General features: G+C 75.0%; 7 protein-coding genes. All 7 read right to left on the reverse strand.

Translation table 11 applies throughout. The annotated features are described in order from the left end of the window. Nucleotides 1–44: 44 nt before the first annotated feature. The 7 genes from cobA to ACFWFR_RS00670 all read right to left on the reverse strand — a co-directional run bounded on the left by cobA (nucleotide 45) and on the right by ACFWFR_RS00670 (nucleotide 14,328). Complete coding sequence (gene cobA / locus ACFWFR_RS00640; RefSeq protein ID WP_377620492.1) at nucleotides 45–1,337, reverse strand: uroporphyrinogen-III C-methyltransferase; 1,293 nt, start codon at nucleotides 1,335–1,337, stop codon at nucleotides 45–47. After that, the gene (gene nirD / locus ACFWFR_RS00645) at nucleotides 1,334–1,849 is read right to left on the reverse strand and encodes a nitrite reductase small subunit NirD (RefSeq protein WP_377620494.1); all 516 of its coding nucleotides are present in this window, start codon (nucleotides 1,847–1,849) and stop codon (nucleotides 1,334–1,336) included. Before nirD ends, cobA begins: the two co-directional genes overlap by 4 nt. Further along, nucleotides 1,846–4,530: a nitrite reductase large subunit NirB gene (gene nirB, locus ACFWFR_RS00650; RefSeq protein WP_377620496.1), complete on the reverse strand. Its 2,685-nt coding sequence runs from the start codon at nucleotides 4,528–4,530 to the stop codon at nucleotides 1,846–1,848. The genes nirD and nirB overlap by 4 nt, the downstream gene beginning before the upstream one ends. 197 nt (nucleotides 4,531–4,727) lie before the next feature. Further along, nucleotides 4,728–8,357, reverse strand: coding sequence for a hypothetical protein (locus ACFWFR_RS00655; RefSeq protein ID WP_377620498.1), 3,630 nt, complete (start codon nucleotides 8,355–8,357; stop codon nucleotides 4,728–4,730). A gap of 102 nt (nucleotides 8,358–8,459) precedes the next feature. Beyond that, nucleotides 8,460–10,508 carry an FAD-dependent oxidoreductase gene (locus tag ACFWFR_RS00660; RefSeq protein ID WP_377620500.1) on the reverse strand — a complete coding sequence of 683 codons (2,049 nt, stop codon included), beginning with the start codon at nucleotides 10,506–10,508 and terminating at the stop codon, nucleotides 8,460–8,462. Next, nucleotides 10,505–12,841, reverse strand: coding sequence for a molybdopterin oxidoreductase family protein (locus tag ACFWFR_RS00665; RefSeq protein ID WP_377620502.1), 2,337 nt, complete (start codon nucleotides 12,839–12,841; stop codon nucleotides 10,505–10,507). Before ACFWFR_RS00665 ends, ACFWFR_RS00660 begins: the two co-directional genes overlap by 4 nt. Before the next feature lie 2 nt (nucleotides 12,842–12,843). Continuing rightward, complete coding sequence (locus ACFWFR_RS00670) at nucleotides 12,844–14,328, reverse strand: MFS transporter (RefSeq protein WP_377620504.1); 1,485 nt, start codon at nucleotides 14,326–14,328, stop codon at nucleotides 12,844–12,846. Nucleotides 14,329–14,555 lie beyond the last annotated feature (227 nt).

Genomic DNA, 14,555 nt, shown 5'->3' on the forward strand with positions numbered 1-14,555 from the left:
TGCGGTGGCGGGGACGGGAGCCTCCTGTCCCAGGGCGGGAGCCGTCACGGGGCCCGCTCCGGGACGAGGGCCGGAGCCAGCAGGCCCTCGGCCGCGACGTCGCCCACCACCACGACCGCCGGGGCGCGGACGCCGACCTGGGCGGCGCGCTCGACGAGCGTCCCGAGCGTGGCGCGCGTGACCCGCTGGTGCTCCGTGGAACCCGACTCGACGACGGCGACGGGCGTGCCGACGTCGGCCCCGGCGGCGACCGCCTGGTCCGTGATCTCGCTCAGCATCGACACTCCCATCAGGATCACCAGGGTAGCCGTGCGATCACGGACCGCGGCGAGGGCGCCCACGTCCAGCCCGTCGTGGCCGTTGACCACGTGGAACGCGCCGACGGTCCCGCGGTGGGTGAGCGGGATGCCCGCGAGCGCCGGGACGGACAGGGCGCTGCTCACTCCGGGGACCACTTCGACCGCGACCCCCGCGGCCCGGCAGGCCAGGACCTCCTCGCCTCCGCGGCCGTAGACGAACGGGTCGCCGCCCTTGAGGCGCACGACGGTCCGGCCGCGCTGCGCCTGCTCGACGAGGATCGCGTTGATCTCGTGCTGCGGGACGGGGTGGTGGCCCGGGGTCTTGCCGACGTCGATGATCTCGACGCTCGCGGGCAGCTCGCCGAGGACCCCGACGGGCCCCAGCCGGTCGGTCACGACCACGTCGGCCGTCGCGAGCGCGCGCCGGCCTCGGAGCGTGAGCAGGTCGGTCGCGCCGGGGCCGCCCCCGACGAGAGTCACCGACCCGGCGGCAGGTCCCCGTCGCGTCGCGGTCCGGTGGGCTCCCGACGGCTCGTCCGGACGGGGGCGGCGCAGGTCGACCCGGCCCTCGCGGAGCTGCTCGGCGAGGCGGTCACGCACCGCTCCGGCGTGGTCCTCGTCGTCCGCGAGCACCGCGACCTGGACCCGTCCGCTGCGCGTCGTCGCCGGTGCGACGGCCGAGGCGGCGCCGGCCCGACGGGCGCCACGCCCCGGGCTCCCGGGACCGGCCCCCGCGAGGCACCACACGCGCGCCGACTCGGCCCACGCCGTCACGTACCGGTCCTCGACGTCGTCGCCCGTGGCGGCCACGACGAACCAGGCCCCGTCCAGGTCCGCGGCCTCGGCCGAGCCCACGCGCCAGGTCGCGTCGGGCGCACCGGTCAGGACGTCGGTCATGTCCTCGCACAGCGCGGGGGCGACGACGCGGAGAAGCGCTCCGTCGTCGACCAGCGCGCGGGCGCGGCGCGCCGCGGCCGGTCCGCCACCCGCGACCACGACCAGGCGTCCGCGCAGGTCGAGCCCCACGAGCGTGCTCACGGCGTCGGCCCGTCGGCCCGGGTCCGGCCCGCGGCCCCCCGAGCGCCGCCCACCTGGGCGGCCTCGTCGGCCGTCGCGACGACGTGTGCAGGACGAGCCACGTGCACGACGCCGCCCCGCACCTCGACGGGCCACGTCGCCAGGTCCGGGCCCGCCGCGAGCACCGGGAGGAACCCCACGGGGTCGAGGCACACCCCGGTCTCGAGCGCGAAGACCTGCTTGTACATCGGTGACGCGACGGTCGGGACTCCTGCACGCGTGCCCACGATCCCGCGCGACATGACGTTGGCCCCGCTGAACGGGTCGACCTGCTGGACCGCGAGCACGCGCCCGTCGGTCAGCCGGAAGAGCGCGACCTGCTGCCCGTCGACGAGCGCCGCGGCGCCTCGCTCGACCGCGAGGTCGGTGGCCCGGCACACGGCCTCCCAGACCGTCCCGGTGTCCGCGCCCGTCCCCTCCCCCTGCTCGGGCAGTCCTGCTGCGGCCTCGATACCCATCGTGTTCGTGCTCATCTCCGCACCTCCAGAGTCGTCCCGGCGATCAGGACCCCACCCGTCGTGGCGCTCTCGCGCTCGGCGGCCGTGGCCGGGCGCGGCTGACCGCGCTCGGCGACGTACGCGAGGTCGGGGTCGGCCGTCGCGGGCGCGTTGACGAAGGACCCGAACCGCTTGAGCTTCTCGGGGTCCTCCAGGACGGCGCGCCACTCGTCCTCGTACGCGTCGACGTGTCCCGCCATCGCGACGTCGAGGTCCGCGGCGATCCCCAGCGAGTCCTCGAGGATCACGGCGCGGATCCCGTCGAGGCCTCCCTCCACCTCGTCGACCCAGACCGACGTGCGCTGCAGGCGGTCCGCGGTGCGGATGTAGTACATGAGGAAGCGGTCGATCGTGCGGATCATGGTCTCGTCGTCGAGGTCCTCCGCGAGGAGGCGGGCGTGCTTGGGCGTGAAGCCACCGTTGCCGCCCACGTACACGTTCCAGCCCTTGTCGGTCGCGATCACCCCGACGTCCTTGCCGCGCGCCTCGGCACACTCGCGCGCACAGCCCGAGACCCCGAGCTTGATCTTGTGGGGTGAGCGCAGCCCGCGGTACCGGAGCTCGAGCTCGACCGCCATGCCCACCGAGTCCTGCACGCCGAACCGGCACCACGTCGACCCGACGCACGACTTCACGGTCCTCAGCGACTTGCCGTAGGCCTGGCCCGACTCGAAGCCGTGCTCGACGAGGCGGCGCCAGATCTGCGGGAGCTGCTCGATCCGGGCACCGAACATGTCGATCCGCTGGCCGCCCGTGATCTTGGTGTAGAGCCCGAAGTCCTTGGCGACCTGCCCGATCACGAGCAGCCCCTCGGGCGTGATCTCGCCCCCCGGGATGCGCGGCACCACCGAGTACGTGCCGTCCTTCTGCATGTTCGCCATGACGTGGTCGTTGGTGTCCTGGAGCGCGGCCTGCTCGCCCGACAGGATGTGGCCGTTGCCCAGCGACGCCAGGATCGACGCGATGACCGGCTTGCAGATGTCGCAGCCACGGCCCGGGCCGGAGGCCGGGAGCCCGGCCGGTGCGGCGTCGTCGGGCACGTGCGTGGCCGCTGCCGGGACGCGTCCGAACCGCGCGATGATCTCGCTGAACGTGTGGAGGTCCGCGACACGGACCGCGTCGAAGAGCTGCGCCCGCGAGAGCTCGAAGTGCTCGCACAGCGCGTTCGAGACCTCGATGCCGGCCTTCTCGAGCTCGGTCGTCGTGATCTTCTTGACCAGCGGGAGGCACGAGCCGCAGCTCGTGCCCGCCTTGGTGCACGACTTGACCGAGGCGACGTCGGTGCACGCGTGGTCGGTCACGGCCGAGCGGATCGTGCCCGCGGTGACGTTGTTGCACGAGCAGACGGTGGCCTCGTCGGGCAGCTCGAGCCCTGCCGCACCGCCGCCCGACGATCCCTCGGGCAGGAGGAACGCGCCCGGGTCGCCCGGCAGCTCGCGCCCGACCATGGGACGCAGCGACGCGTACGGCGTCGCGTCGCCCACGAACACGCCGCCCAGGAGGGTCCGCGCGTCGTCGGACAGGACGAGCTTCTTGTAGACGCCCGCGACCGGGTCCGCGTAGACGAGCTCCATGGCCCCCTCGGTGCGCGCGAACGCGTCGCCGAAGCTCGCGACGTCCACGCCGCGCAGCTTGAGCTTGGTCGCCGTGTCCGCACCCGGGAACGTCGCCCCGCCGCCGAGCAGGCGGTCCGCGACGACCTCGGCCATCGCGTAGCCCGGTGCCACGAGGCCCAGGCAGCGCCCCTCGATGCACGCGACCTCGCCGATCGCCCACACGTGCGGGTCGTCGGTGCGGCACGACAGGTCGACGACCGCCCCACCGCGCTCGCCGACCGGCAGCCCCGCCCCACGGGCCAGCTCGTCCCGCGGTCGAACCCCCGTCGCCATGACGACCACGTCGACGTCGAGCCGCCCGCCGTCCACGAAGTCGAGGCGGCCCACGTGACCCGTCGTCCGCGCGGGACGCATCTCCTTGGTCCCGGTGCTCACGCGCACCGCGATGCCCATGTCGTTGATGAGGCGCCCGAGCGCCTGACCGCCGCCCAGGTCGATCTGCGCGTCCATGAGGTGCGTGCCGAACTGGATGACGGTCGCCTGGGCGCCGAGCGCCTTGAGCGCACCCGCGGCCTCGAGGCCCAGGAGCCCGCCGCCGATGACCGCGCCACGCACCGGGCGGTCGTACGACGACCCGGCCCGCTCCTCGCGCTTGGCCTCGACCCAACCGCGCAGGGCCGCGACGTCGTCGATCGTGCGGTAGACGAACACCCCCGGCAGCTCGTTGCCGGGGATGGGCGGCCGGGCAGCGCTCGAGCCCGTCGCGAGCACGAGCTCGTCGTAGTCGTGGACCCGGCCCAACCGGTCGGTGACCTGGCGCGCCTCGCGGTCGATCGAGACGACGCTGCAGTCACGGACCAGGCGCACGAGCGGGTCGTCCCACAGCGCAGGGTCGCCGAGGTTGAGCTCCTCGGGGTCGCGCGCCGAGAAGTAGGACGTGAGCGCCACGCGGTCGTAGGGGTAGCGCGGTTCCTCGGCGAAGACGGTGACCCGCCACCCGCCGGCGGTGTCACGGGCACGCAGCGCCTCGACGAGGCGCTGGGCGACCATGCCGCCGCCGACGATCACGAGATGGCGGGGAGAGCTCGATGGTGTGGTCACGGGGGCTCCTGGGGGGTGCGGTCCGGGTGTCCTGGAAGCAGCTGCTGCTCCGGACACTAGAGACGCGCGGTTTCCGCGCCGCACCCTCTCCTTTGCCCCTCCGTAACGTTCTTCTCACGCGCACCGCCGCGGGCGCGTGAGAACCCGCCAGGGCTGCGGGTCCCCGGGGCCCGCAGCAGTGACCGTGGACCTCCGGCTCAGCCCTCCCCGCGTCGACGGCGCGCCACGACGACCAGGGCTGCCCCGGCCAGCGCGAGGGCCGCCGCGAGCGCCGCGGCGCCCGCTGCCTCGGCCCCCGTGCTCGCGAGCGGACCGTCGGGGTCGGCCGAGCCGCCCCCTCCCCCGTCCGTCGGCACGGGCGTGGGGCTCGGCGGGTCGGTCGGGGTGGGCGTGGGCCCGACGGCGGGGACGAACGTGTTGACCACGGTGCACGTGACGTCCCCGCCCGCCGAGACCTCGACCGTCCCGTCCGTGACGGTGCCGCCCGTGCACGTCCAGCCGCTCGCGTCGTAGTCCTCGGGCCCGCCCGACTCGGTCAGCGCGTAACCACCGGGCTCGACCGTCACGTGCGAGACCTCGACGCCGCCGCTCACCCCGGCCAGCGCCTCGGGGCCGTCCGCGTGGAGCGTGAAGTCGTCCGGGCCGGCGGTGCCCCCGCCCGTGTTGTCGACCTCCTTCACGAGGGTCAGGTGCGGGAGCACCGCGGTGTTGGTCACGGTGCAGGTGACGTCGGCGCTCTCTGCGACGCTCACGACCCCGTCGACGAGCGTCGCCTCGCCGCAGTCCCACCCGGTCTGCTCGTAGCCGCTGGGCCCGCCGGACTCCGCGAGCACGTAGTCGCCAGCGAGGACCGTCGCGCCCGTGACGGGGGGGGCGCCGCCGGCACCCGAGATCGAGACGCCGTCGGTCGGGCTGCCGGCCACCCCTTCGGCCGCGAGGGTCCATGCGCCGGGGGGCGCCGAGCCGCCGTCGACCTCCTTGACGAGCGTGAGGGTGCCCGAGGTCCAGTGGTTGGTCAGGAGGCACCTCACGTCCTCGCCCTGGGCGACCGCGACGTGTCCGTCGACGACCGGGATCTCGTCTCCCCCGACCTCGGTGCACGTCCACGTCCCCGTGCGGTAGCCCGCGGGTCCGGTGCCCTCGGCCAGCTCGAACTCGCCCGACGGGACGAGCTGCGAGGTCACCCCGACAGAGCCCGTCGGGCCCGAGATGACAGCCCCAGCCGCGCCCGTCCCCGTGCGACCGGTCGCACGCAGCTCCCACGAGTCGGCGGCGGCCGGACCTCCGGTGACCTCCTTGAGCAGGGTCAGGCGACCGCCCTCCCACACGTTCTGCACCGTGCACGTGACGTCCTGGGCGAGCGCGAGGGTGACCTGCCCGGCGTCCGTCACGGGGACCGTCGCACCGGCCGCGTCGGCGCAGGTCCAGGGCCGCGCCGAGTAGCCGAGCGGGCTGCCGACCTCGAACAGCCGCCACGTCCCGGCCGTCACCGGGGCGTCGGTCACCTCGGGGCTCCCGGAGAAGCCCGTGACCAGGCCGGGCGACCCCGCACCGAACAGCCGCCAGTCGTCGACGTCCGACGGCCCGCCGACGACGTCCTTGACCAGGGTGAGCCGTGGCGCGATCGCCGAGTTCGTGATGACGCACGCGACGTCGGTGTTCTCCTCGATCGTGACGACGCCCCCGGGGGTCACGTCCGCTCCCTGGCACACCCACGCGCCCGCACGGTACCCGTCGGGGCCGCCCGACTCCGAGAGCGTGTAGTCGCCCGGCGGGACGGCGACGAACGAGACGCCGGGCGAGCCGCTCGGGCCCGAGAGGTCCGTGCCCGCTCCGTCGGTCGCGGCGAGCGTCCACGCGGTGACGGGAGCGAAGCCGCCGCCCTGGTGGTTCACGAGCTTGATGAGCGTGAGGTGCTGCGTCGCGAGCGGGCTGTTCGTGAACGTGCAGGTCACGTCGTCCCCCGCTCCCACGGTGACCGTGGGTTCCTCGACGCTGGTCCCGGCCGAGCCCGTGCACGTCAGGTCCGTGAGCTCGTAGCCGAGCGGGAACGCGTCGGACTCGGTGAGGTCGTAGTCGCCGGGCGGCACGGGCACCGCCGTGACGCCGGTCGATCCTGTCCGGCCGGTCAGGGTCGGCAGGCCCGCGTCCGTGCCCGTCGCGGTGAGGTCCCAGGCCGAGGCCGGGGCGCCGCCGCCCGCGACCTCCTTGACGAGCGTCAGCGTCCCCCCGTCCCAGGTGTTGGTGATCGTGCAGGTCACGTCGTCGCGCAAGCCGACGGAGACGACCCCGTCGGCGGCCGTGGCGCCGTCGCAGACCCAGTCGCCCGCGGCGTAGCCGAGCGGTCCGCCCGACTCCGAGAGCGTGTAGTCGCCCGGCGTCACGGCCTGGTGCGTCACCGCGGGGCTGCCGCTGGCCCCCGCGAGGGGTGTGGCGCCGTCGGCCGCGAGCGTCCACGCGGCCGGGTCCGCTGCAGGACCGCCGTCCGGACCCACGACCTCCTTGACGAGCGTCAGCGACGAGCCCGCGAGGGTGTTGGTCGCGGTGCACTCCACGGCAGCGTGCGTCCCGACCGTCACGCGGTAGGTCGCCCCCGGCCCGCCCGACGACGGGTCCACGACCAGCTCGCCGCCCGTGCAGGTCCAGCCGACCAGGTCGTAGGCGTCGGGCCCGAGCTCGGTCAGCGTGTAGGAGCCCGCCGGGACCCCGGCCCCCGTGACCGCGGGCTGCCCCATGGTCCCGGAGTGCGCGAACCCCGCGTCGTCGGTCGCGACGAGCTGCCAGGCCTGCGGTGGTGCGCCGCCCTCGGCGACCTCCTTGAGCAGCGTGAGCGACCCGCCCGTCCACGTGTTGGTGACCGTGCAGGTCACGATGTCGTCGGCGTCGAGCGTCACCTCGGCACCCGACAGCGACCCGCCGTCGCACGTCCACGCACCGGGGGTGTAGCCCGGGCGGCTCGACTCGCTCAGCGCGTAGGTCCCCGCCGAGACGCCCGCCCCCGTGACCGCGACCGACCCCGAGGGGCCCGAGATCGTCGTGGGTCCCGTCCCCGTGAGCGTGAAGTCGCCCGGGACGGCCGGGCCGCCACCATCGTTGACGACCTCCTTGCGCAGCGTGAGCTGTGGGGCCGCCGAGGTGTTGCGGATCGTGCACGTGATGTTCTCGTCGAGGCCCACGGTCAGCCGGTTGCCCACCAGGACCGCGTCACCGCAGTCCCAGTCGCTCGGCGTGTACCCCGTGGGGCCGCCCTGCTCCGAGAGCGTGTAGTCGCCGATGCGGACCTTGCGGTTCGTGACCTCGGCGGACCCGCTCGGTCCGACGAGGTTGGTGGGACCCTGCGCCTGCAGCGTCCAGTCGGTCGGCGACGCCGACCCTCCCACGACCTCCTTGACGAGCGTCAGCGTGGGCTCGATCGCCTCGTTGTCGACCGTGCACGTCACCTGGCCGCCGTCGGGCACCGTGATGACGGGGGTCGGGTCGGTCGTCTCGGAGACGTCGGCGCCGCTGCACGTCCAGTCCTGGAAGCGGTAGCCACCCACCCCGCCGCTCTCGGAGATCTGGTAGCGCCCGGGCACGACCTCGAGCGACTGGACCCCGTTGAGCCCGTCGCCCGTGATCTCCTGGCCCGTGTCGAGGTTGAGCGCATGCATGGTCCACAGCTCGCGGCGCCCTTCGCTCGCGCCGCTGTCGAGGTTCTCGATGCGCTTGAAGAGCGACAGCCGTGCGGTCGCCTGCGGTTCGACGACCGCGGACGACGACGTCGCACCGGCCCCCGCGACCGCCGCCAGCAGGACCACCAGGCTTGCCGCCGCGATACCTCGTCGCACGCTCTACCTCCGGATCGATCGGGCCGGGGAGCCGTGCGGACGCAGAGGCTCCGGACTCCTCCGAGGCTAGGAGAGGGGTCGCGCGTCCGCACCCGCAGCCGCTCAGCCGTGGACCGGCACGGACTCGGGAGCCGGTTCGTCCGCGCGGGACGACGCGGACGCCGTCCCGGGCTGCTCCGGGTCGGCCTTGCGCAGCCAGTCCGCGAGCCCGCACACGACGTCCTTGCAGCCGCCGCACCCCGTGGTGGCCCGTGTCGCGCGCGCGATGTCGGCCGTGCTGCGAGCGCCTTCGCGCCAGCTCGCGACGATGTCCCCCTTGCTCACGCCGTTGCAGCTGCACACCGTGGTCCGGTCGGGCATGTGCGTGGGGTCCGACGCCGGCGCGGCGGCCTGCGCGACGGGTTGCAGCAGGAGGTGGGCCGGGTCGGCGGGCACGGGGATCCGGCGCGTGTAGGTCGCCGTGAGGTCGGCGCCGATCTGCGGCGCGCCGACCACGGTCGCGCCCACCAGGAGGCCGCCCGCCACGACGACCTCGACGTGGCGTCCCGCGTCGGGGTCGGTGAGCCGGAGCGTGCGGTGGCTCGGGTCGTGGGCGCGCCGCGCGCCGCAGACCCCCATCGCCACGACGTCGAGGCCCGCGGCCTTGAGACGCACGACGTCGGTCGGCGCGGCGGGGGGCGACGGCTGGTCCGTCGGCGCGGGCACCCGTGGCCGCCGCTCCCGAGATGCGGCCGACGGGACTCGTGGAACGCCTCGGACCCCCGCGGGCCGCATCTCGCGAGGATCGCGACCCGACGGGCCCCACGCGGCCCGCTCGACGTCGAGCGCGATGCGCAGGGCCATGCTCGGGCGCTCGGCCGCCGTGAAGCGGACGTGCGCCCGGCCCTCGGGCGGGGGCGGGACCGCAGCGCCCGTCGTACCTGCCGCGTCGGGGCCCGCGTGGCCGAGGGGGCTCGCTGCGTCCACCAGCCTCTCCGCGAGCAGGGACGCGAGCCGCCGCGACTGCTCCCACCCCTGCGCGATGAGCCCCGTCCCGCCCTCGGGGGGCTGCGCGCAGTCACCGATCGCGTACACGTCGGGGTCGTCGGGGCTCGCCAGCCCGTGCCCGACGACGACCCCTCGGTCCACGGTCAGGCCCGCGGTCCGGGCGAGGGTCGCCTCGGGCACGGTCCCGCAGGCCAGCACCAGCAGGTCGGCCGGGACCTCGTCGGTCGGGCCGCTCGGGTCCGTGGCAGGGCGTCCCCCCGCGGCCGGGTCCCGCGGCGCCGGGCCCGTCCCCGTGGCCCCGTGGTCCGGTCCCCCGTCTCCTCCGGGACCTGCCGCGCGGGGCGGGCGCCCGCCGTCGGGCACGAGGACGACCCCCGTGACGGTCGCGCCCCGGCCGACGATCCCGCTCACCACGACCTCCCGCGTGCGGGCCCCGGTCCGCACCGTGATGCCGAGCCCGGCGAGCGTGCGCGAGGCGGCGAGGCCCGCGTCAGGGCCGAGCTGGCGGTCCATGGGGCTCGCCCCACCGTGGACCACGGTCACCGCGAGCCCGCGGCGGGCCAGGCCGCACGCGACCTCGAGGCCCAGGACACCCGCACCGATCACGACGGCGCGGCGCGCGTTGGCGGTCGCGGCGACGATCTCGCGTGCGTCGTCGAGCGTGCGCAGCGCGTGGACCCCGGCGGGCAGGGCTCCTCCGGGACCTGACCCGAGCCCCGGCACGTCAGGGACCCGGGCGGCCGAGCCGGTCGCGAGCACCACGGCGTCGTAGGGGAACGCACCGTCGCTCGTGAGGACCGTGCGCGAGCCGCGGTCGATCGCGATCGCCGGAGCGCCGCGGTGGACCTCGGCGCGCGCGTCGCCCGTCGAGGGCAGGGTCAGCGCGCCGATGTCGGCACGCCCTGCGACGACCTCGCTCAGCAGGACGCGGTTGTACGGCTCGTACCCCTCGTCGCCGAGCACCGTGACGCGCAAGGGCCGGGCGCGGTGCTCCGTGTCCGGGCCGGCCGTCGCCAGGAGGTCGGCCGCGAACCGGGACCCGACCATCCCGTCGCCCACCACGACGACGCGGAACGGCCTGGCTGCGCCGTCCACGGGCGGGCCGTCGGAACAGGGGCCCGCGGGCTGCGCCGGTACCGGCGGTCGAGCAGCGGCGTCGGTCATGCGACCACCTCCGGGGAGCGTGCGGGCGCGACGGCGACCGCGCAGACCTTGAACTCGGGCATCCCGGAGACCGGGTCGGTCGCGTCGGTCGTGATCCGGTTGACGCTCCCGGCCCCGCTCCAGTGGAACGGCATGAAGACCGTGTCGGGGCGGATCTTGTCGCTCCACCGCGCAGGCGCCCGGACCTCGCCCCGGGCCGACGTGAGCCGCACCGGGTCACCGTCCTGGATGCCGAGGCGGAAGCCGAGGATCGGGTGCATCTCGACGAACGGTCCGGGCACGATCCGGTCGAGCTCGGCCACGCGTCGCGTCTGCGCACCCGACTGGTAGTGCTGCAGGACGCGGCCCGTCACGAGGTAGACGGGCGCGTCGGGGCGGACGTCGTCGCTCGGCCCCACGTGGTCGACCGCGACCATGCGCGCGCGCCCGTCGGGGGTGTGGAAGCGGTCGAGGAACAGTCGCGGGGTGCCGGGGTGCGCCTCTCCCCCGGCCGCGGCAGACGACACCGCAGGCACGGGCCAGAACAACCCCGGCCCGCCCGCGGCCTCGTCGGCGTCGAGGCGCGCGTGGCTGAGCCCCGAGTAGTCCGCGACACCGCCCGCCGAGGCCCGCGCGAGCTCGTCGAACACCTCGGCGGGGTCGAGCGGGAAGGACACGGTCGACCCCAGGCGTCGCGCGAGCTCCGCGAAGAACCACAGCTCGGACCGCACGCCGTCCGGCGGGTTCACGGCTCGGCGCCGGCGGATCACGCGCCCCTCGAGCGAGGTCATGGTCCCCTCCTCCTCGGCCCACTGCGTCACGGGCAGCACGACGTCGGCACGCAGCGCGGTCTCGGAAGGCACCAGGTCGCACACCACGAGCAGGTCCAGGGCATCGAGACGCTCGGCGACGTACGTCGCGTTCGGCGCGCTGACCAGCACGTTCGAGCCGTGCACGAGCAGCGCGCGCGGCCCGCCCGGCGTCCCGAGCGAGCGCAGCAGCTCGACCGCAGGCCTGCCCGGCCCGGGGAGGGACGCGGGGTCCACGCCCCACACCGCGGCGACGTGGGCGCGCGCGGCAGGGTCGTCGATCTTGCGGTAGCCGGGAAGCTGGTCGGCCTTCTGGCCGTGCTCCCGGCCGCCCTGCCCGTTGCCCTGCCCCGTGATCGCGCCGTACCCGGAACCCGGTCGGCCGGGCAGGCCGAGCGCGAGCGCCAGGTCGATCGCTGCGGTCACGGTCGCGGTCCCCTGGGTCGACTGCTCGACGCCGCGACCCGTCAGGACGTACGCCCCGCGCCCGCCGCGGGAGGGCGAGGCCGCCGCGAGCAGCCGCGCGACGCGGCGGAGCTCGTCGGCCGAGATCCCGCACACGGTCTCGGCGCGCTCGGGCCACCAGGCCGCGACCGCGCGGCGCACGTCGTCGACCCCGGACACGCGCGCGGCGAGGTACTCCTCGTCGGCGAGGCCCTCGGCCCACACGACGTGCAGGAGCGCGAGCAACACCACGAGGTCGGTCCCGGGGACGGGCTGGAGGTGGAGTCCCTGAGGCGGCCCGTCCGCCGTACCGCCGGTCGCCCCCGCCCCCGTGAGCGCGGCCGTGGCCGACCTCCGCGGGTCCACGACCACGAGCCCGCCGCGAGATCGCACCCCCGCGAGGTGCTGCACCGAGGGCGGCATGGTCTCGGCCAGGTTCGAGCCGAGCAGCAGCACCGCGTCGGCCCCCGCGAGGTCGGCGAGCGGGAACGGGAGCCCGCGGTCGGCGCCGAACGCGCGGTTGGCGCCGGCCGCGGCGCTGGCCATGCAGAAGCGCCCGTTGTAGTCGATGTTCGCGGTCCGCAGGACCGTCCGTGCGAGCTTGCCCAGCGCGTACGCCTTCTCGTTCGTGAGCCCCCCGCCTCCGAAGACCGCTACCGCGTCGCGCCCCGACTCCGCCTGGATCGCGGTGATGCCGCGGACGACCCGCGCGAGCGCCTCGTCCCACGTCGCGGGCCGCAGCTCGCCACGCGTCACGGCCCCCGCCGCGTCGACCGCCCGGTCCCGCACGAGCGGCACCGTGAGCCGGTCGCTCGCGCTGAGCAGGCTCGCGCTGGTCCAGCCCTTCTGGCACAGCCCGCCCTTGTTGGTGGGGAACTCGCGCGGTGCGACGACCACGCGGGGCGAGGCTCCGGCGTCGGGCACCTCAGGGGGCGCAGGCGTGAGCGACATGCCGCACTGCAGCGCGCAGTAGGGGCAGTGCGTGTCGGCACCGCTGCCCGACGGCGCCGCGCGCCCGGGGCGGACGACGCCCGCCCGGGCGCCGGGCGGGCCGAGGACGGCCGGGCCGGCGCCGGGGACCGTGACAGGACGGACGACCATGCTCAGATCCCGGCCGCGGCCATGGGCGCACCCCGACGCTGGTACACGGCCCACGTCACCACGGCCATGACGGCGTAGACGCCGATGAAGATCCACAGGGCCGGGACGAGCGACCCGGCGAGGTCGTTGGAGATCGCGAAGCCGCGCGGGATGAGGAAGCCGCCGAACGCCCCGATGGCCCCCGCGATGCCGATGCAGCCCGCGGCCGCCTTGCGGACCCGGGTGCGGTGGGCCGCGCGCTCGTCGTCGGGCAGAACCTCGGCGGCGAGCTCGCCCGAGGCCGAGAAGACCGCCGGGATCATCCGGTAGGTCGCGCCGTTGCCGACGCCCGTCGCGACGAACAGCAGCAGGAACGACCCGAAGAACAACCCGAAGCTGTGCGACTCGAGCGCCTGGATCGCACCGAACGCCCCGACGGCCATGACGCCGAACGCCGCGATCGTCACGCGGGCCCCGCCCACCCTGTCGGCGATCGTCCCGCCGAGCGGCCTGGACACCGAGCCCACGAGCGCGCCGAGGAACGCGATCGAGAGCGTGACCTCGGGGAACTGGTTCTTGAGCAGCGTCGGGAACGCACCCGAGTACCCGATGAACGAGCCGAACGTCCCGATGTAGAGGAACGAGATGATCCACGTGTGCCGGTTGCGGGTCGCTGCGGCGAACGAGCGGAAGTCGGCCTTGGCGTGCGACAGGTTGTCCATGTACCGCCACGCGAGGAACGCCGCCAGCAGGATGAACGGGATCATCATGAGCCCCGCGCGTTCGAGCGCGATGCCCGCGCCCGCGACGATCACGAGCGGCACCGCGAGCTGGACCGCGGCCGTCCCGAGGTTCCCGCCCGCGGCGTTGAGGCCCAGCGCCCGGCCCTTCTCCTTCTCGGGGTAGAAGAACGAGATGTTGGCCATGGAGGACGCGAAGTTTCCGCCGCCGACCCCCGCGAGCGCCGCGACGAGCAGCATCACGCCGAACGGCGTCTCGGGGTTCTGCACGACGACGGCGAGCGCGACCGTGGGCACCAGGAGCAGGAGCGCCGACACGACGGTCCAGTTGCGACCGCCGAACAGCGGGACCGCGAAGGTGTACGGGATGCGCAGGGTGGCGCCCACGAGGCTGGGGACGGCGATGAGCCAGAACTGCTGGTCCACGGTGAAGGTGAAGCCGGCTGCGCCGAGCTGCGGGACGACGATCGACCACAGGGCCCAGACCGCGAACCCGAGGAACTCGGCGAAGACCGAGATCCCCAGGTTGCGCGTCGCGACCTTGCGTCCGCCGTCGCGCCAGAACGTGGGGTCCTCGGGGTCCCAGTCGTCGATCCAGCGCCCGCGACGGCGCGGGGCGCTCCGGGCCGCGGGGTCTGCGGCGGTGCCGGGCCGTCCGTCCGTGCCCGACGGCGCAGCGACCGACGCGAGCGCGGGCGCGGGGTGGTCGGTGGCGGGGTGGTCGGTCGTGGTCGTGGCCTGCGAGGGGGGACCTGCGGGGACGGACATGGCGCCTCCTGGAGCGGTGACCTGGAGCGTCGAGCGGTGCTCGACCAGTACCCGTGACGGTAGGAAACGTGTGTTTCCCGGGGGCGAGCCGACCGTTTCCCTGCCGTAAGGCTTTGCGCACAGCCCCTGCCCGGCGGCTGTGAGAGGGAGCCCCACCCTCGTGCTCGACCTGTCGCGGGGGTCGGTGGCGCATGCCTTCGAGACACGAGCAGGAGTCCGGCGTTTCA

Origin of the sequence: Oerskovia sp. NPDC060287, assembly GCF_042726775.1 — a bacterium.
Taxonomy (GTDB): domain Bacteria; phylum Actinomycetota; class Actinomycetes; order Actinomycetales; family Cellulomonadaceae; genus Oerskovia; species Oerskovia merdavium.

What these genes read in the sequence shown, in the direction of transcription:
- ACFWFR_RS00670 (WP_377620504.1), bottom strand. Translation starts at nt 14,328, where the DNA reads ATGTCCGTCCCCGCAGGTCCCCCCTCGCAGGCCACGACCACGACCGAC.
- ACFWFR_RS00660 (WP_377620500.1), bottom strand. Translation starts at nt 10,508, where the DNA reads ATGACCGACGCCGCTGCTCGACCGCCGGTACCGGCGCAGCCCGCGGGC.
- nirD (WP_377620494.1), bottom strand. Translation starts at nt 1,849, where the DNA reads ATGAGCACGAACACGATGGGTATCGAGGCCGCAGCAGGACTGCCCGAG.
- ACFWFR_RS00665 (WP_377620502.1), bottom strand. Translation starts at nt 12,841, where the DNA reads ATGGTCGTCCGTCCTGTCACGGTCCCCGGCGCCGGCCCGGCCGTCCTC.